Origin of the sequence: Thermogemmatispora tikiterensis, assembly GCF_003268475.1 — a bacterium.
GTDB lineage: Bacteria > Chloroflexota > Ktedonobacteria > Ktedonobacterales > Ktedonobacteraceae > Thermogemmatispora > Thermogemmatispora tikiterensis.
In genome coordinates this window covers 4,736,775-4,754,809 of the sequence record NZ_MCIF01000002.1, presented here as the reverse complement: position 1 = coordinate 4,754,809, position 18,035 = coordinate 4,736,775, and the positions used below count along the sequence as shown (strand labels likewise).

Here is an 18,035-nt window from a genome sequence, read left to right as displayed (position 1 = left end):
TCCTCTGTTTAGTTACTTGCATTCTCGTTCTCAGGTCCGAACACCGCTTAAGCCCGTTTCGGGATTGAAACAGCGCGGCCCGTGGCTATTGGCAAGCACTCGCGGACGTTCGAACACCGCTTAAGCCCGTTTCGGGATTGAAACCTTCGGGCGAGGGGCCTGTCGGGGCCTGCTTCCTCGATCTGGAGTCCGAACACCGCTTAAGCCCGTTTCGGGATTGAAACTCAAGGGGAAGCAGTGTCAGCCACTCTCTGCTCAGCGTGGGTCCGAACACCGCTTAAGCCCGTTTCGGGATTGGAATAGGGATTGGAATTAAGCCCCAAAAAAAGAGCCAAGCCCCTTCCCCCTGGTTGGCGGGGGAAGGGGCGACAAGCTTCAGGGAGTCTCCTTGAGGTATCCAGAGCGGAAGCGCTAGAGCTATAGACAGCTCATCTGCTAGAGACGACTAGTACTCAGGAGCCGGCGCTGCTGGGGCCTTCTCCTTCTCTGGAATATCGGTGACGAGGGCCTCCGTCGTCAGGATCATGGCGGCGATGCTGGCCGCATTCTGCAGGGCCGAGCGGGTCACCTTGGCCGGGTCGATGATACCGGCGGCGACCATATCCTCGTAGCGATCGGTCAGCACGTTGTAGCCAACGTTCTCGTTCTTCTGCTCCTGCTGCGCGCGGCGCACGCCCTCGACCACCACCGAGCCATCGCGGCCCGCGTTGATGGCCAGCTGGCGCATTGGCTCCTCCAGAGCGCGGCGCAGGATCGACACGCCCGTGGCCGCGTCGCCCTCCAGCTTCACGTTATCGAGGGCCTTGATGGCATTGAGCAGGGCCACGCCACCGCCGGGGACGATACCCTCTTCGACCGCGGCGCGCGTCGCCGACAGGGCGTCCTCCACGCGCGTCTTGCGATACTTCAGCTCGACCTCGGTACCGGCGCCAACCTTAATCAGGGCCACGCCACCGGCCAGCTTCGCCAGGCGCTCCTGCAGCTTCTCGCGATCGTAGTCGCTGGTGGTCTCCTCGATCTGAGCCTTGATCTGGCGAATGCGGGCCTGGATGTCAGCCGGATTGCCACGGCCCTCAACGATGGTCATATTGTCCTTGGTCGCCACCACGCGGCGGGCCTGACCCAGATCGGCCACGGTCGCGCTATCCAGGCGGCGGCCCATCTCCTCGCTGATCACCTGGCCACCAGTCAGGATGGCCATGTCGCGCAGCATCTCCTTGCGGCGATCACCGAAGCCCGGGGCCTTGACGGCCAGCACATTCAGCACGCCGCGCAGCTTGTTGACTACCAGGGTCGCCAGGGCCTCGCCATCGACGTCCTCCGCCACGATGACGATCTCGCGCTTGCCCTGCTGGGTCAGCTGCTCCAGAACAGGCAGGATATCCTGGACGGCGCTGATCTTCTTATCGGTGATCAAGATGTACGGCTCGTCGATGACGGCCTCCATCTTCTCGGAGTTCGTCACGAAGTAGGGGGAGATATAGCCGCGGTCAATCTGCATACCCTCGACATACTCGGTCTCGAAGTTGATGCCGCGGGACTCTTCGACGGTGATGACGCCGTCCTTACCGACCTTCTCCATGACCTCGGCGATCAGGTTGCCGATGGTCTCATCAGCGGCGGAGATTGTGGCGACCTGGGCGATTTCCTTCTTGCCCTCGACGGGGATAGCCTTGGAGCGGATATATTCGACAACGGCCTCGGTACCCTTGTCGATGCCGAGCTTGAGCTGCATCGGGTTGGCACCAGCGGCCAGGTTCTTCAGACCCTCAGTGACGATGGCCTGCGCCAGCACGGTGGCGGTCGTCGTACCATCGCCGGCGACATCGTTGGTCTTGGTGGCCGCTTCTTTCAGGAGCTGGGCCCCCATGTTCTCAAAGGGGTCCTCCAGCTGGATCTCCTTGGCGACGGTGACGCCATCGTGGGTGACGCTGGGCGCGCCAAACTTCTTATCCAGCGCGACGTTGCGCCCCTTGGGGCCAAGTGTAACCTTGACGGCCTCCGCCAATACGTCAATACCCTTCTTCAAAGCGTGACGCGCCTGCTCGTCAAAGATCAGCTGCTTCGCCATCGCTGTACTCCACCTCGCTTTCAAACTACTACTACTACTACTACTGCGTCTTCTTGTGCGCTTGCTTGCGTATCCCGTCAGCCTTCTCTTCTCACTAGCAGCCTGCCTCGGCCAGACCGGGCGGCCCGCGCGGCCTTGGCAAGCGCTTCCTCAAGACAAGCGGTAAGAAGTAACGATGTGGTTCAGTTCATTCACCAAAGTAGATAATACAGATGAGAAGAGAGATGAGCGCGATCTCGCGCGGCCCCGTTCAGGACGGTTCAGCTCAGCACGGCCAGAATATCGCTCTCTTTGAGGACCAGATACTCCTCGTTGTCGAGCTTGAACTCGGTGCCGCCGTACTTGGCAAACAAGACGTGATCGCCCTCGCGCACCTCGATGGGCACCCGGTCCCCGTTATCGAGCAGGCGCCCGCTGCCGACGGCGATCACTGTGCCCTCCTGCGGCTTCTCCTTAGCTGTATCGGGGATGACGATCCCGCTCTTGGTCACTTCCTCCTTCGGAAGCGGCTTGACCACGACGCGGTCGCCTACAGGACGAATCTTCGCCATGCGCACACACTCCCTTCGCTGTTCGTTCGTTCCGTTCGTTCCGCTGGTCGGTCGATCGATCGGTTGTGAACTCCGGCCAGGGGAAGAAGCAGGCTCACAAAAGGACGGCTGGCGCAGTCTCGCCTCCTGCCCGCCGCCCGCTCCAGCTAGATTTCGCCCGTCCGTCCATCCGTCCCTGCACCGGGCCGGTCTGGGACGGCCTGACTCCGCTCAGTGCGACACGGCAAGGCGCGAGGCGCTGACCGCTGCTCACCGTCCGTTACTCGACCTCGACCGTTTAGTGACTCTCTTCTTGGCTTGCTGTCCTGTCCTGGGTTCTCTCCGCCTATACTAGATGCCACATCCGCCGTTAGAACAACACAAGAGAAGCGTTAGAGTTCCGTAGGAATTGTGTTAGAGGAATGTTAGAATCATGGGCGCGGCCCCAGCGACCAGCGGTCAGCGGCATTGCCCCGCTCCTGGCTTCCCCGCAGCTCGTCATGATATACTGCCGGCAGAACCGGATGAGCGGCCTGATTCGGCAACCTACCTGGACAGGCAGGCCAACGGGAAAGACTGAAAGACCTGCAGAAGGCAGGCGAAAGGGGGAATTGTGCGATGCCTGGGCCAGAGGAGTCTTCGGCTCAGCTGAGCCACGTGGACGCTGGCGGCCATGTGCGCATGGTCGATGTGAGCGAGAAGGCGGAAACCCTGCGTGAGGCCACTGCCCGGGCCCGTGTGCGCCTGCAGCCGCAGACGCTGGCGCTCATCGAGCGGAACCAGATTGCCAAGGGCAACGTGCTGGAGGTGGCGCGCATCGCGGCTATTATGGCTGCCAAGGCAACGCCGCAGCTGATTCCGCTCTGCCATCCGCTGCCGCTGACGCACGTCGGCGTCAGCTTTGAGCTGCAGCGCGAGCAGGGGCTGATTCTGATCGAGACGAGCGCGCGCACGACCTACAAGACGGGCGTTGAGGTGGAGGCGCTGACGGCGGCGACGGTGGCCGCTTTGACAATCTACGATATGTGCAAGGCGGTCGACCACACGATTACGCTGGAGCAGGCTTACGTGGCGCGCAAGAGTGGGGGCCAGCACGGCCTGGTCGAGTTCTCGCCGGAGTCGGAGGCGCCCACTCCTTGAGCGGCGGGTCGGTCCGGCCTGCCTGCCTGCCCTCTCCGCGCCTGCTGGCGAAACGGGAGCGACAGACCGGACCGGGCTGCCGGGCCGCTCAGGTCAGCAGGCGCTGATTCTGACGATAACGGATCTGCAAGGCGCCGTCAGGCTGAGCCTCGATGTCGATGGCCTCGCCATACTCGGGTTCGCCCGGGTCGACGCCGTCAAAGAGGTAGTGGCGCAGGAAGGCGCGCAGGAGCGGCGAATGGGAGACGCAGAGGTAGCGCCGCGGCTGGCGATGCGGGCCGTCGGCCAGGCTGCGCGCGAAGGTCCAGAGGCGCCGCGCCGCGCACAGCGAGTTTTCGCCCGGCGGATCAGCCAGCCTGACCCAGTAGCCGATGCGGTCGGGCGTGCTCCAGAAGCCCTGCCAGAAGGGATGACGGGCGACGTCCTCGGCGCTGAGGCCGCACCAGGATGGCAGTTGCTCCACGAGGGCGGCAGCGCTGCTGACCATCTCGACGCGCGTGCCAGCCAGGTAGAGGTCGGGCGTGCGCAGAGCATCGTTGCGCCGTGGCTCGTGGATGACGATGCGCTCCTCCGGTCTGGCTGCCTCGCTGGCGCGGGCGGTACAGGCGCGACTGAGAACCTCGTAGAGGACTTGAGCGGTCTCGCTGGCGCGTCGGGGCGCGGCGTGCAAGATGATTATCTCTTCGCCGGGCTGCAGGCGTTCGGCCAGCGCTTCGGCCAGGCGTGCGATCTCTTGCCTGCCCTCCTCGGTCACGGGGACATCGCCGCGATGCGAGGCGACGCGCCCGTGTCGCAGGAGCTGGATCACTAGCGGCGCGGGCCGCTCGCTCATGGCTGCTCCTCCGGGATGAGGGCGAAGGCGCGCGCCGGGGCGCTGTCGATGCCGGCAAAGTGATAGAAGGGGGCGAAGAACTGGCAGCGCGGCGGCAACTGCGCCAGGTTGACCAGCCCCTCAATGAGGGGAATACCCGCCCCGAGAATGGTGCGATGGACCACGAACTGATCGGCGGTCCAGCCCTGCTCACGGGCCGCCGGCTCCTCGAAGAAGTCGCAGCCGATGCTCTTGGGCTGCTTCGCGACCAGCCAGTGGGCCGCCGCTTCGGTCAGGGCCGGCGAGCGCGGGAAGTAGCGCGGCGTACCGATGGCGCGCTGGGCCCAGTCGCTGCGCAAGAGCAGGATGTCGCCCGGGCGCAGCTCTTCGCCGTGAGCGCGCAGGCGCTCGACTGCCCGCTCCAGCAGCGGGACGTCGATGAGCATGCGCTCCTCAACGGGCGTGAGGTCGAGGACGACGGCGCTGCCGATGACGCGCTCAAGGGCGACCTGGTCGATGGCCTCGCCGCCTTCGAAGCAGTGCAGGGCCGACTCGACATGACAGCCCGTATGCAGGCTCATGGTCACCTGGCCCGATTGCCAGTAGGGCCGCTCGCCTCTGGCCCCTTCGCCAACTTTGGTGCGCACTTCGAAGTGAACGCCGATGTTGGTCGACGGAGGTCCCTTGAAGCCCTCGGGGACCGCCGGCGTAAGATCGACAATTCTGGTCATAGCCTTGCCTTCGTTCTGTTCAATGGATTCCTTAATAGTATGTAATGGGATGGGCTGCAGGCCAGCCCGCCGGGCGGGTGAGCCAGCCTGCAGGTGGGCGCTGCTTCCTCTCCGCGCGGACGCGGCACATCAGAGCGTCCAGAAAAAGTGGCGCTCGCGGCTCTCCAGATTGGGAATGGCCTCGCCCTTGACATATTGTTCGAAATGGGGAGTGGCCATATGGGCCTCGTAGGCCGCCTCGTCAGCGTATTGCTCATAGATGAAGAAGAGGCGCGGGTCGTCGGGCGAGCGATGCGGTTGGTAGAAGAGACAACCAGGCTCCTGGAGCGACAGGGGCGTCATGATCTCCAGCACGCGGCGGATGGTCTCCTCCTGACCCGGCTTGGCGCGCCAATAGGCAGCAACAATGTAGGCCATAGCTTGCGTTACGCTCCTCTCTTCTGCTGTTTTTTGCCGATGCGGTTCCGCAGAACGCCGATCCCTTCGATCTCCAGCTCGACCACGTCGCCCTCGCGCAGCCAGCGATCCAGCTCCAGACCGGAGCCGCCGGCGGCGGTGCCGGAGCCAAAGACCTCGCCGGGATAGAGGGTCTGGGCCTGGGAGGCATAGGCGATCATGTCGGCAAAGGTATGGTGCATGTGGCCCGAGTTGTCCTCGCCCCAGACCTCGCCGTTAACGCGCACGACCATGCGCAGGTTGCCCGGATCGATCTCATCGGCGGTAACGATGCAGGGTCCCAGCACGTTGGAGCCATCCCAATCCTTGGCCTTGCAGGGTCCCATGTTGACGGGCAGCTCGCGCGTCTGCACATCGCGGGCCGACACATCGTTCCAGATGGTGTAGCCAAAGATGTAGTGCATGGCCTCCTCTTTGGGGATGTCCTTGCCGCGCCGCCCGATGATGGCGGCCAGCTCCAGCTCGTGGTCGAGGCGCTCGGTGTAGGCCGGCCAGGGGATCTCTTCCTCGGGACCGATGACCGTATCGGGCAGCCCTTTGTAGTAGGCCGGCACCGTGTACCATTCGGGGGCGATGGGTCGTCCGAGGCGCCCCATCGCGTTCTTGAGGTGGCCCTCGAAGGCCAGAAAATCGCGCAGGGAACGAGGGCGCAGCGGCGCCAGCAGACGCGCCCCGCTGACAGGCTCCCGCCGGGCAATGGGGGCCCCGGCTTCGATGAAGGCCACCATGTCGCCCGTGAAGCCCACATCAAAGATCTGCTCTCCTTCGAGCAGGCCGACGCGCGGCCCCTGGCCAGCATCGTAGGTTACAAATTTCATGGTAGGCGACTCCTGATCCTCTCTCTTCTTCTCTAAGAAGGATAACACGGCGGCATTACGAGATAGAGGCTGGCCCCGGCTGCGGCTGGCGCTGCCGTTCTTCGGCCAGCAGGGCCGCGGCGCGCTGGGCGGCCTGGATGATCTTGAGATAGCAGCCACAGCGGCAGAGATTGCCCCCGAGCGCGCGCCTGATCGTCTCCTCATCCGGCTCCGGCTGCTCCTCCAGCAGGGCCTTGATGGTCAGGATCATGCCCGGGGTGCAGTAGCCGCACTGGAAAGCCTGCACTTCTTCAAAGGCGCGCTGGACCGGATGACGACCGCCGAGGCCCTCCACAGTAGTGATCTCGCAGCCCTCGGCCAGCGGCGCCAGCAGGATACAGGTCGAGATGGGCTGACCGTTGAGCAGGGCCGTGCAGGCGCCGCAGATGCCCAGGCCACAGGTCTCGCGCACGCTGCGCAGGCCCAGCTCGCGGCGCAGGACCTCCAGCAGCATTTCGTCCGGCTCGGCCTGCACCGTCACCGGCTGGCCGTTCAGCGTGAAATGGATCTCCATTGCAGCCATGATGGCGCTCCTTCCCTTGCTTCTCCCCCTCCGTCCTGACTCAGACCGGCGCGGCCCGGCGGCGCTCGCTCGCTTCGAGGACGCGCTCAGGCGTGAGCGGCAGGTCGCGTACATGAATGCCGAGCGAGAAGAGGGCATTGCCGATGGCGGCGGGCACCGGCGGCAAGGCCGTCTCGCCCAGCCCGTGGATCTCGGCGCCCGGTCGCTCGATCAGCTCGTAGGTCAGGCGTGGCAGATCGTCCGCCGCCGGAATGTTGTAGTCGGAGAGATTGGCGTTGGTGACCTGGCCCTCGCTAAAGGTGATCTCCTCGAAGAGGGCGCTCCCGAGGCCCATGATCATCGAGCCTTCGTTTTGCAACTGGGCCGCCGGCGGATTGACGACGCGCCCGGCGTAGATAGCCGTGTGTAGGTGGACGACCTCCAGCTTGCCGGTCTCCTCGTCGACACGCACTTCGGCGGCAGCGGCCCCCTGATGCCAGTGGGTCGAGGCGATGCCCTGGCCGGTATCGGGATCGAGACCGCCCTCGTTGACGCACTCGCCGTAGCCCAGCTCGCCGTTTTCCTTGAGCTGGCGCACGGCCTCCACCAATGCCCGCCCCATCATGTAGGTTGAGCGGCTGGAGGTGGTGCGAGTATCGTAGGGCACGATGTCGGTGTCCGGTACGGGGAAGTGCACGCGCTCCACCGGTACACCGAGCTGCTCGGCGGCCAGCATGCGGATGGCGCGCCAGGCTCCCTGGCCCATCTCGGCGGTCGCGCAGTGGACGGTGTAGCTGCCGTCCTCGTTGGCCTCGACGACGATCGAGGCCCGGCTTGGCGTCTGCATGCCCTTGAGGAGCACGGCCAGGCCCTTGCCGCGGCGCCCGCCTTGCCAGCCGATCTGCTCGGCCACCGCCTTGAGGCAGTCGGCGAAATGGACATCGTGCATGACCTCGCCCGTGCAGTAGCGGTCGCCGTCAACCAGGACATTCTTGAGGCGCAGCTCAAGGGGGTCCAGGCCCAGGCGCTCGGCCAGCAGGTCCATCGTGCGCTCCGAAGCCCAGACGGCTTGCGTGGCCCCGTAGCCGCGGAAGGCGCCGTTAGACGGCAAGTTGGTGTAGATGCAGTAGGAGTCGACCCAGACATGGGGGATGCGATAGGGACCGGGCGAGGCGAAGCCCATTTTCTGGGCGACGCCGGGGCCGCAGTCGGCGTAAGCGCCGGTGTTGACCCAGCAGGTGACCTGCTTGGCGACCAGGGTGCCATCGCGTTTGGCTCCAAGCTTGACGTGGATGGTCGCCGGATGGCGGTTGAGCGTCAGCCATTCCTCGTCACGCCGCAGGACGAGCTTGACGGGCCGACCGGCTTTGCGCGCCAGGCAGGCGACAATGGCCTCGTAGCGCACAAAGGTCTTGGCCCCGAAGGCGCCGCCCATCGGCGGGGCGATGATGCGAATATGCTCCTGGGGCAGGCCGAAGATGCCGGCCAGGTCCATGCGCAGGTTAAAGGGCGTCTGCGTTCCCGTCCAGACCTCTAGCCGCCCCTCGGGGGTCCAATGTGCCAGGCAGGCATGCGGCTCCATCGGGACGTGCTGGGCGCTGGGTGTGCGATAGGTCCCTTCGACGATGACCTCGGCCTCGGCAAAGCCCTGCTCGACGTCGCCGTGGCGGATGCGAAAGTGATGGCAGACGTTGCGCTGCGGCTCGGGACGCATGCCGAAGTAGGCGGCGTCGTTGTCGGAGATGGCCAGATCTTCATGAAGCAGGGGCGCCCCCGGCTGGATGGCCTCGACGGCGTCGAAGACCGCCGGCAGCTCTTCGTAGTCGACCTCGATCAGTTCGGCGGCTTCGCGCGCGGCCCGCGGAGTGGCAGCGGCCACGGCGGCCACGGGATCGCCAATGTAGAGGGCGCGCTCAACGGCCAGCACCTGTTGATCTTTGATCTGGCAGCCATAGAGGCCGAGAGAGCGCACGTCGTCCGGGGTCAGGGCGACGACGTCGGCGGGCAGGGCCGAGGTGTCGACGCGCAGCACCCGCGCATGAGCGTAGGGCGAGCGCACAACACAGGCATAGAGCATATCGGGTAGCTCGACATCCTGGGCGTAGCGGATGGCCCCGGTTACGCGCGGATCAGGCTCAGCATAATGGGTGTTGTCGCCTGGCTCAGGCATGGCTCTGGCTCCCTCCTCTCGCTGCGATGATCCGGTTGAGATCTTCCAGGGCCCGGCGTACTTCGACGGCGATGACGCGCCGGCGGTAGTGGGCGGAGCCGCGGGCATCGCTGAGGGGATCAATGGCGGCGGCGTAGCGCTCGCCGATCTCGCGCGCCAGCTCTGGTTCGATCGTTGGCTGGCCTGCCGCCAGAGCGCAGATCTCGGGAAAATACTGCGGGCGCTCGGCGACGGCGCCGACGGCGATGCGCAGGCGCCCCTCGCGACGCACGGCAGCGACGGCCACGCAGGGGCGGTCTTCGCTGGAGCGTGAACGGAATTTGCGGTAGACGGCCCCTTCGAGGCCTCCGGGAACCTGGATTTCGGTGAGTAGCTCGTCGGGGCGCAGGCTGGTTTCGTAGTGGCCGACGATCAGCTCTTCGACGGGAATCAGGCGCTGCCCCTGGGGACTGCGCGCGACGACGCTGGCGCCCAGAGCATGGAGCAGGGCCGGCGGGTCGGAGGCGTAGTCAGCGTCGGCCAGGACGCCCCCAACGGTGGCCTGGTTGCGGACGCGCGGACTGGCGACCAGGGCGAAGGTGCTGGCCAGCACCGGCCAGCCGCGCTGGACCAGCGGCGAGCGCTCCAGGGCGCGGTGAGTGGTCATGGCGCCGATGCGCAGCAGGGGCCGGCCTGCGGCGTTGGCATCCTCGACGCGGAGATAGGCCAGTTCCCTGACCCGGCGCAGGGCCAGGAGGGCCGCCGGCTGCAGCAGACCCTGATTGATCAGGATGCCGACAAAGGTGCCGCCGGCCACCACGATCGCCTCCTCACCATAGCGGGCGCGCAGCTCCAGAGCCTCCTCCAGGGAGGTCGGGGCAAGCCACGCAGGAATTGGTCTGGCCATAGGGCTTCCAGCTTCTTTCTAGTTCGCTCGCTAGCTCTCGCGCTCTCTCTTACTTACTTGCTTGTACGTTCGTTGGCCGACAGGCGGCGCATCGCTGCCTCTCTGCCGGGGTGGGTCAGCGCCAGCCGTTCCACCCACTCGCCCGCCCCGTCCAGAGCCGGCCTCACCCCTATGAGTGGGGCCGCCGCGGCAGGGCGGGCGAGCCTGGCAAGGAAGAAGAAGAAAAAGAAGAAGCAGCGCACCGCCGCTCAAAGGGTGGTAATGGGCCGCGACTGGAGCAGGTAGAGCTGTCCATGTTCGATGGCCCATTCAATATCTTGGGGCTGGCCGAACAGCTCCATCAGGTGCAGGCCCAGCTCCGTCAGGCGGCGAATCTCCTCCGGCTCCAGCACGCGCTGTGCGCCGACGATCTGCTCGCGCTTGATGGTGCCGGCGCGGTCAACGACGTAGTGATCGGGCGTGACCTCGCCCGAAACGACCTGCTCGCCGAGGCCAAAAACCGCCTCGATGATCAGGCGATCGCGGCGCCGGTTGACCGGGTCAACGGTGAAGAGGACGCCGGATTTCTCGGGGGCCAGCATCTTCTGGACGACGACGGCCATGCCGAGGTCGTGCAGCGAGCCTTTGCGCGCCCGGTAGAAGATGGCCCGCTCGCTGAAGAAGGAGGCCCAGCAGTCGACGACGCGGCGACAGACCTCCTCGGCTCCGCGCACATTGAGGTAGGTCTCCTGTTGGCCGGCGTAGCTGGCCGCTTCGGAGTCTTCGGCGCAGGCCGAGGAGCGCACGGCGACCAGGCCGTTGCCGGGCGCCAGGCGCTCGTAGGCAGCGCTGATGGCGGCGCGCGGCGGTTCGGCCTGGCGGACCAGGGCCTGGGCCTCGGCGTGGCGCTGGGCCAGGGTCAGCTCTAGCAGCCGCTCGCGCTCGACGGATTGCTCCAGGATCGAGGCCGGGATGACGAAGCCTGGCGGTACTGGCAGGCCCTGGGCGGTCATGGTCGCCAGGCTGGCCCCTTTGCCGCCGGCCTGGCGCACGTCACAGCAGGCCGCTTCGTCGAACCAGAGAATGGCCCCCTGCTGCACTTGCTGTCGCATGATGCTCTCCTTCTCTCGTCTCCGTGTTGGATGGATGCAGGCCCTGGCAGCTGCGCCCGGGCTGTCGGCTCAGGCTAGCTCTCATCTTCGATGATGCCGACGGCGCGCACAGGGGCGCCGGTCGTGCCGACCCATTTGATGGGGAAGACGGCGACCTTGAAGTTGCAGGGCGGCAGCTGATCAAGGTTGACCAGGTTCTCCAGGTGCCAGTAGTCTTCTTCTTTCATGACCAGGTGGGCCTCCCAGAACTGTTTGCGCTCGAACATGGCCCAGACGGGCGGGTCAAAGGTGGGGGCATCGGTGCCCATCATGCGCACGCCCTGCGAGATCAGGTAGCGGGTGGCCTCGGCGGTCATGCCGCAGTGGTCGGTGAGATAGCGCGGCTCGGTGTTGTAGGCTGAGGCGCCGGTCTGGATCAGGACGATGTCGCGCGGCTTGAGGGTGTAGTTGATTCTGGCGAGGGCCTCCTCAATGTCGGCGCGCGTGATGCCGTAGCCGTAGGGCTTGTCACGGAAGTCGAGGACGACGCCGTCGGAGTAGCAGTATTCCAGAGGGATGCCCTCGGGACCGGGCGCCTCGGGGCCGCGCACGTGCTTGAGGGCGTCGCAGTGGGTGCCGATGTGGTCGCCCTGGATGACGAGGTAGGAGGCCGTGAGCCAGGTGGCGCCGTACTGGGCGGCGCCGATGCCCTCGGCGAATTCCTGCCAGGTCTCGTACATCAGCAGGGCCGGCGGCACGACCCGAGGAAAGGTCATCATGCCTTTGTGCACCGGCATCGAGAGATCGACAAGGCGAGTCATGCGTGTTCTCCTTTCAGGACCAGTTCCCCGAAGAATTCGACATGCTGGCGCAACAGGCGGCCTGCCAGCTCGCCATCGCCGGCGCGCAGCGCCTCCAGAATGGGACGGTGCATGTCGGCCAGCTGGTGCGGCTCGATTTCGGTTTTGACGACGCTGATGAGGGTGCGGGCCTCGATGCGCAGTGAGCGCCAGACTTCCTGCAGGACGCGGTTGCCGCAGGCTTCGACGATCAGGCGGTGAAAGGCGACGTCGTGACAGACCTGGGCGTAGAGGTCGCCGTCGTCGGCGGCGCGGTGCATGGCGGCGATCTCGGCCTCCAGGGCGCTGACGTCGCCGGCCAGGCGGGCCGCCGCCGCCCGGGCCGCCACCTCTTCGATGGCGGCGCGGACGGGGTAGACTTCGGCCAGCTCCTGCTGCGAGACGGCGCGAACGCGCGCCCCGCGGTAGGGGATCGACTCGACGAAGCCCAGCGCCTCTAGCTCGCGCAGGGATTCGCGCACCGGCGCCTGACTGGTGCCGAATTCCTGCGCGATCTGCAGCTCGATCAGGCGGTCGCCGGGCTGGTACTCGCCCTGCAGGATGCGCGTCAGCAGGATCTCTTTGATCTGCTGGCGCAGGCTCTTGCGTGTCAGCGTCAAGCAAGGACCTCCACTACGCCGGTGGCACCGTTGACGCGGATGCGGTCGCCCGTCTTGATGCGCTGGGTGGCGTCGGAGGTGCCGACCACTGCCGGAATGCCGAATTCGCGCGAGACGACCGCCGGGTGCGAGGTGACGCCGCCGGCGTCGGTGACGAGGCCGACGATGCGCGTGAAGAGGACGACCCAGGCGGGATTTGTCATGCGGCAGACCAGAATGTCGCCTTCGCGCACCTGGTCGAATTGCTCCAGCGAGAGGACGACGCGCGCCGGGCCTTCGACGACGCCGGGCGAGGCGGCCAGGCCGCGGATCTCGTCGCTCTTCTGGGCCGGCTGTTTGTAGAACTTCTCCGGGAAGCCCCAGAGGGCGTTGTAGGGGAAAGCCAGGGCCGTCTTGGTGGCTGTGCCGACCCATTCGCGCGGGCGAATCTGATAGGCGCGCTCGCGTTCGTCGCGCCGCTGTGAGACCAGCTCGCGGGCGGGCACGGCGCCGGGATTGGTCATGAGCAGGCGCAGCTCGTTGTAGCGCAGATACATGACGTCCTCGGGGTCGTCGAGCAGCCTGGCCTGGACCAGCTTCTTGCCGATGGCGATGAGCACCAGGCGCAGGCGGGCGTTGGTCCCCTGGTCGATGTAGAAGTGGTGATCAGGGGTGAGCGGGTTCATGCGCAGCGAGAGGTCGAGGGCCTGCTGCAGGCGCTCGCGCCCTTCGCCCGGTGGGACGTCGTCCATCAGTTCGTGAATGGCGCGGTCGAGGTCTTCGCGTACGCCCTGGATGGTGCGCGGATAGTCGTAGTCGGTCTCCAGGTAGCCGCGCAGGATTTCGATGATCGGGGTGGCCTGCTCCTTCCAGGTGGGGAAGGCGAATTCATGGGACCAGATCGATTTGTAGCCGAATTCTTGCTGATAGGGTTCGATGCGCTCGCGAATGAGCTGCTGGCCGCGCGAGGATTGTTGCAGGGCACGCCAGATGTCGGCGGCGGTTTCGCCGCGCTTGAAGAGCTGGCGCAGGTCGTCGTCGGCCTTGATCTCTTCTTTGATGCGCCAGAGGGCCTCGATGGAGTCCCAGTTACGGTCGGCCAGCGAGCTTTGCAGGCGCCCCATCAGGTTGGGATCGACTGCGCCTTTGATTTCCTGAATGAGGGCGTTGAGGTTGAGGGTCGAAGAGAACTGGGCAAAGTTGAGCATCCAGTGGATTTTCCAGTGTCGGTCGTGGATGTCGATGGCGTCCTCCAGGAGGACGGCCAGTTCGACGAGGCTGGCATGCTCGGTATCGTAGTTGTCGAGATAGGCAAAGTTGCGCTCCATTTCGGGGCGCAGCCGTGTCTGCCACCAGTCGAGGAAGTTGTGAGCGTAGTGCGGCAGGACGGCGTTCATGTAGGCGCCGATTTTCTGGGGATAGTCGGGATCGCGCGGGACGCGCGGGACGTAGCGCGCCTGGTATTCGGTGGCTTCGGCGTGCAGTGAGGAGTCGGCGGGCACGGCGGCGGTGTAGACGTAGCCGTTGATGTTTTTGGCGATCCAGTCGCAGGCGAAGGGGGTGCCGAAGCGCCGGAACATGTGGTCACAGGTGAGCCACCAGCCGCCGATGTCGAAGAACATGGGCGAGACGGGGTTAGGAATGTGCAGGTCGTCGTAGATCCAGAACAGTTCCTGCTCGCCCTCTTCCCAGGTGATGGGAAAGCTCTCGTCGCCGTAGAATGTGCCCAGGACTTCGTCGTTGCTGCTCATAAAATAAGCCTTCCTCTCTGAAAACGGGTCCCGACCGGACCGCGGGCACGGCGGTGGTGCGCTGCGGCCCTGCTTGGCGGGCCGGTGATCTGGCCGGCCCTGGTCGGGTGTAAGCGTTCCTCGCGCTGAACGCTGGCCGCGACCGTGTGGCGCGTGCACACGGCGGGCGCACGTGGCAGCAAGCCAGTAAGAGCAGGTCCCGGCTAGCCAGGCTGGCAGGCACATGTCTCTGTGCCGCTGCTCTCTACCAATCAAGAATAAATTATCGATAAACGAAAGTCAAGCGGGGAGAAGGAGGGAGCCGAGCAGAGGAGGGGCGAGCGTGCGGGCTGGCTGGCGCTGATGGCCGGAATGGGCCTGCGACCGCTTGACGGGCCCAGCTCGGGATGGTACCGCTGAGGGCGGGCCGGGCGGTCTCGCTTTGAGCAGCCCACGTGGTTGGAAACAGCGTCTGCCTTCAGGAAGTATCTGGCACCATTGCAAGAGGAGATTGCGATGCTCAAAGCTGAGCTGGGCAAAGTCGATCTCCTGTTCGAGCGCCAGGAGAAGGGCCTGATCTGCTGCCGAGGAAGAGACCTGCTGCTCCTCTGGCGGGCCGGGGTATCTGAGCGCTGAGGGACGGCGTCGTTGAGTGAAGTGATGGCGAAGGTGCTCGGGACAAGCTGGCGGTCTTCTTTTTATATTTTCTTTTGCCAGAAATACCGTTCGAATGAAGAATATATTTCTGGTGCCTGTCGCTTCGAGGATCTCGGCTCCCGACTTTCCACGCAGCGATCCTCGAATGGCTTTTGAAGCGGTCCGAGGGCCAACGTGGCTGGCAACATAGCCGCACGAATGCGGTCACTGATGACCGATTTTTTGGGATCATCGAAAAGCCTTGACAGAGGCCGCTCCAGATGCTATCTTAGAAGGGGTACCGTCCGAACACCGCTTAAGCCCGTTTCGGGATTGGAACCAGACGTCAAATATTTTTTGAATGCTGTTCAAAAAGAGTCCGAACACCGCTTAAGCCCGTTTCGGGATTGGAACTAGCCAAGGATCATCTCGTCCGCTTTGGACTCTGCTGGTCCGAACACCGCTTAAGCCCGTTTCGGGATTGGAACCTTCAATTATCGGAGCACCGCCATGACCAGCCGGCGTCCGAACACCGCTTAAGCCCGTTTCGGGATTGGAACCGATCCAGGCCGCCACCTCCAGATTCCGATCATCAGCGTCCGAACACCGCTTAAGCCCGTTTCGGGATTGGAAGGAACCATCTTGAGTGGTCCTCACTCGTCAATTGATGCAGCGTCCGAACACCGCTTAAGCCCGTTTCGGGATTGAAACGGGCCAGCTCCCTGCAGCAGGAGACATTGCGTCCGAACACCGCTTAAGCCCGTTTCGGGATTGGAACCAAGGGATAGAGGAGGCTTTTGGCGGCCAGACGCAAAGCCAGAACACCGCTTAAGCCCGTTTCGGGATTGGAACGAGATCTGCCTCGCTGAGGCTTATTCCCTACTGTCCGAACACCGCTTAAGCCCGTTTCGGGATTGGAACAAACAGGTTGGGGTGCGGTGGCCATTGTCTCTTTTGTCCGAACACCGCTTAAGCCCGTTTCGGGATTGAAACCCGATAAGCGGCTCCAGAAGTGGCTTGCCTCCTGGCGTCCGAACACCGCTTAAGCCCGTTTCGGGATTGGAACGCAGGGCCTCTACCTGAGCAGGGGCGCCGCCAAAGTAGAGATCTTGCAGGGCCCTGATGCCTCGCTGATAGGCAGCCAGCAGGTCTTGAGCGCAAAGCTGGGCGAGTGGCGGCAACTCCTGGCCGGCAGGAGCCATCAACACACGCAGATCCTCAGCCAGAGCACGGCCAGAGCCTTCCTCGGCTGGCAAGCCCAAGAGACCCAACGCTTCGGGCGAGGCCTCAAGGCAGCGACTCAAACGCTGGATGCTATCAATGCGGATCGCCTCGCCGCGTTCAGCCCGCTCGACCGTCGAGAGCGAGACCCCCGCAAAATCGGCCAGCTCGCGCTGACTCCACCCGCGACGCTTGCGCGCCAGGCACAACGCTTCATTTTTCAGTAGATTTGCCGACATTACTCGCTGCACAACTTCACGTAATGTATAAGACGGAGTCTGACCAGAAACTGATCAAAGTAAAGGCGCCGTTGAATCTCTCTGGCTTGCAGGCATCTTTAAGCGCAGATCTGCAAAGGCCAGCCTCTCACCTGCTCCTCTTCCCTCACCTGTCGACATCCATCTGCACACCAGTCTACTGGCCCCGTGTTCTAACAGATTGAGGACCTAATTGTAGCAGCCCAGAGCAATCCCCAAACGCTCGATTTGAGGCTGCCTCTGACCCGCCTTCTGGCCGAGCCTACTATACAGCCGCTTCAGCTCCCCCTCGTATTTGCACGATCCCATCTGACGCGCCGCCTCCAAGGCGTTCATTCCGGCCTGCGCACTCGCTTCCAAATCTCCGGCTGCCAGTTCAATCTGCGCCTCTGTCAGCGCAAAGTGCACCTGCCACACTTGCAGTTCAGGAGTGAAGTGCTTCCAGGACGCCGCCATTTCCTGCCGCGCATCTCGCAGCAGCTCCCCACGGGGTCGCTGCTGATAGAGCAACAGCAGCAATTTAGCTCGGTCGTGATGCACCCCTGCCAGATTGAGCTTGAGATAGGACCCATCTGGCTCGATCTTCCGCTTATAGACCAGCGTGAGGGCCTGGTCCTGCCAACGCCGAACCTGGCGCTCATCCTGTTGATCGCTAATGCCTGCCGCAGCCACTGTAGCAGCAGCCATCAGCAAGAGATTACCTTGCAAGGGTGGCTGAGTATGCTCCAGGTACTGCAGCGAAGCCAGAGCCAACTGTTTGGCCAAACCACGGCGCCCCTGCTCGTGCTGGATATCAGCACGCATCGACAATACGTGGGCCTGAAGAGCAGGGAGATCCAACGCCTGTGCCAGGCGAAGAGCCTGAGCATTCAAGCGCAGAGCCGCCTGCCGGTGGGTTTCGTCCAAGCCGCGGTGACGCTCAAATTGTACTGCTAACAAATAGTAACGAGCCAACAGCTCCCGCCACGCCTCCTGCTCAGGTCCCACAGGCCAACGCTCCACAATCGCCTCTAGCTTGCGCAGCCGTCGCTCTACCCGATCTGCAACCACCAACAATCGCCCTTCGTAAAATAGCTCCCAGGCCAGCGCCAGCGTGTCCTCAAAATGATAATAGCTGTCCGCCTCTAGACGCTCGGCTGCACTCAGTAGCCCCGCCTCATATTCCTGATGGTCCTGCTCTCCATAGACCTGATACCTGGTCAGCCCCAGCAACACGGGCGGAATCTTGAGCACCTTCGCCAAAAAAATGCGCCGTCCAATGTCGTTGATCACGTCGGTCATCTCCCATTCTCGGACTGTACGCCAACTGACGCCGATGGCTTCCGCGAAAGCCTGCTGCGTCCAGTGTCGTCGTTTTCGGTAATCCGCCAATACATCGCCCATGTGTGGCGAGTTGTACGGTCCTGACGTATACCGCCCGTAGCGGTACCACCACGGCTGCTCATGCATACTACGACCTTCCTTCCCTTGCCCTACAGACTAGTCCATTGTAGCATCCGTCTTCACAGAGCATCAAGCGCCACCTGGAA

At 64.1% G+C, this 18,035-nt stretch carries 15 protein-coding genes, 1 pseudogene and 1 CRISPR repeat array; of the genes and pseudogenes, 1 reads left to right on the top strand and 15 read right to left on the bottom strand.

The annotated features are described in order from the left end of the window. Positions 1 to 445: 445 nt before the first annotated feature. Both groL and groES read right to left on the bottom strand, forming a co-directional pair. Positions 446 to 2,071 (bottom strand): chaperonin GroEL, encoded by a 1,626-nt coding sequence (gene groL / locus A4R35_RS19075; RefSeq protein ID WP_112432150.1) that lies wholly within the window; start codon positions 2,069 to 2,071, stop codon positions 446 to 448. A gap of 260 nt (positions 2,072 to 2,331) precedes the next feature. Then, positions 2,332 to 2,622, bottom strand: coding sequence for a co-chaperone GroES (groES, locus tag A4R35_RS19070; RefSeq protein WP_069805481.1), 291 nt, complete (start codon positions 2,620 to 2,622; stop codon positions 2,332 to 2,334). A gap of 597 nt (positions 2,623 to 3,219) precedes the next feature. On the opposite strand from groES, the gene moaC reads away from it, so the two are divergent. Next, positions 3,220 to 3,741: a cyclic pyranopterin monophosphate synthase MoaC gene (moaC, locus tag A4R35_RS19065; protein ID WP_112432148.1), complete on the top strand. Its 522-nt coding sequence runs from the start codon at positions 3,220 to 3,222 to the stop codon at positions 3,739 to 3,741. Positions 3,742 to 3,829: 88 nt separating this feature from the next. On the opposite strand, the gene A4R35_RS19060 is transcribed toward moaC, so the two are convergent. The 13 genes and pseudogenes from A4R35_RS19060 to A4R35_RS19000 form a co-directional block, all read right to left on the bottom strand. Continuing rightward, positions 3,830 to 4,573 carry a histidine phosphatase family protein gene (locus A4R35_RS19060; RefSeq protein ID WP_112432146.1) on the bottom strand — a complete coding sequence of 248 codons (744 nt, stop codon included), beginning with the start codon at positions 4,571 to 4,573 and terminating at the stop codon, positions 3,830 to 3,832. Beyond that, positions 4,570 to 5,283, bottom strand: a complete 714-nt coding sequence (locus A4R35_RS19055) for a cyclase family protein (RefSeq protein ID WP_112432144.1) — start codon at positions 5,281 to 5,283, stop codon at positions 4,570 to 4,572. The genes A4R35_RS19060 and A4R35_RS19055 overlap by 4 nt, the downstream gene beginning before the upstream one ends. Before the next feature lie 129 nt (positions 5,284 to 5,412). Further along, complete coding sequence (locus A4R35_RS19050) at positions 5,413 to 5,700, bottom strand: putative quinol monooxygenase (RefSeq protein WP_052890363.1); 288 nt, start codon at positions 5,698 to 5,700, stop codon at positions 5,413 to 5,415. An 8-nt stretch (positions 5,701 to 5,708) separates the two neighbouring features. Continuing rightward, a complete protein-coding gene (locus A4R35_RS19045) occupies positions 5,709 to 6,557 on the bottom strand; it encodes a fumarylacetoacetate hydrolase family protein (protein ID WP_112432142.1) in 849 nt (282 codons plus the stop codon). A gap of 55 nt (positions 6,558 to 6,612) precedes the next feature. After that, complete coding sequence (locus A4R35_RS19040; RefSeq protein WP_223258405.1) at positions 6,613 to 7,119, bottom strand: (2Fe-2S)-binding protein; 507 nt, start codon at positions 7,117 to 7,119, stop codon at positions 6,613 to 6,615. 40 nt (positions 7,120 to 7,159) lie between these two features. Then, a complete protein-coding gene (locus A4R35_RS19035; RefSeq protein WP_112432140.1) occupies positions 7,160 to 9,268 on the bottom strand; it encodes a xanthine dehydrogenase family protein molybdopterin-binding subunit in 2,109 nt (702 codons plus the stop codon). Then, positions 9,261 to 10,154, bottom strand: a complete 894-nt coding sequence (locus A4R35_RS19030) for an FAD binding domain-containing protein (protein WP_112432138.1) — start codon at positions 10,152 to 10,154, stop codon at positions 9,261 to 9,263. The genes A4R35_RS19035 and A4R35_RS19030 overlap by 8 nt, the downstream gene beginning before the upstream one ends. Positions 10,155 to 10,402: 248 nt before the next feature. Continuing rightward, positions 10,403 to 11,245 carry a PEP/pyruvate-binding domain-containing protein gene (locus A4R35_RS19025; RefSeq protein ID WP_112432136.1) on the bottom strand — a complete coding sequence of 281 codons (843 nt, stop codon included), beginning with the start codon at positions 11,243 to 11,245 and terminating at the stop codon, positions 10,403 to 10,405. A gap of 74 nt (positions 11,246 to 11,319) precedes the next feature. Beyond that, on the bottom strand, positions 11,320 to 12,045 hold the full coding sequence (locus A4R35_RS19020) for a cyclase family protein (RefSeq protein WP_112432134.1): 726 nt from the start codon (positions 12,043 to 12,045) through the stop codon (positions 11,320 to 11,322). Then, the gene (locus A4R35_RS19015) at positions 12,042 to 12,683 is read right to left on the bottom strand and encodes a GntR family transcriptional regulator (protein ID WP_112432132.1); all 642 of its coding nucleotides are present in this window, start codon (positions 12,681 to 12,683) and stop codon (positions 12,042 to 12,044) included. The genes A4R35_RS19020 and A4R35_RS19015 overlap by 4 nt, the downstream gene beginning before the upstream one ends. Beyond that, on the bottom strand, positions 12,680 to 14,413 hold the full coding sequence (locus A4R35_RS19010) for a PEP-utilizing enzyme (protein ID WP_112432130.1): 1,734 nt from the start codon (positions 14,411 to 14,413) through the stop codon (positions 12,680 to 12,682). Before A4R35_RS19010 ends, A4R35_RS19015 begins: the two co-directional genes overlap by 4 nt. A gap of 918 nt (positions 14,414 to 15,331) precedes the next feature. Further along, positions 15,332 to 16,090: direct repeats of the CRISPR family, unit length 33 nt; unit sequence GTCCGAACACCGCTTAAGCCCGTTTCGGGATTG. Positions 16,091 to 16,356: 266 nt separating this feature from the next. Further along, positions 16,357 to 16,488 (bottom strand): annotated as a pseudogene (locus tag A4R35_RS25385) (helix-turn-helix domain-containing protein); the annotation flags it as partial. A gap of 207 nt (positions 16,489 to 16,695) precedes the next feature. After that, on the bottom strand, positions 16,696 to 17,955 hold the full coding sequence (locus tag A4R35_RS19000) for a helix-turn-helix transcriptional regulator (RefSeq protein ID WP_146747266.1): 1,260 nt from the start codon (positions 17,953 to 17,955) through the stop codon (positions 16,696 to 16,698). Between the last annotated feature and the right edge of the window lie 80 nt (positions 17,956 to 18,035).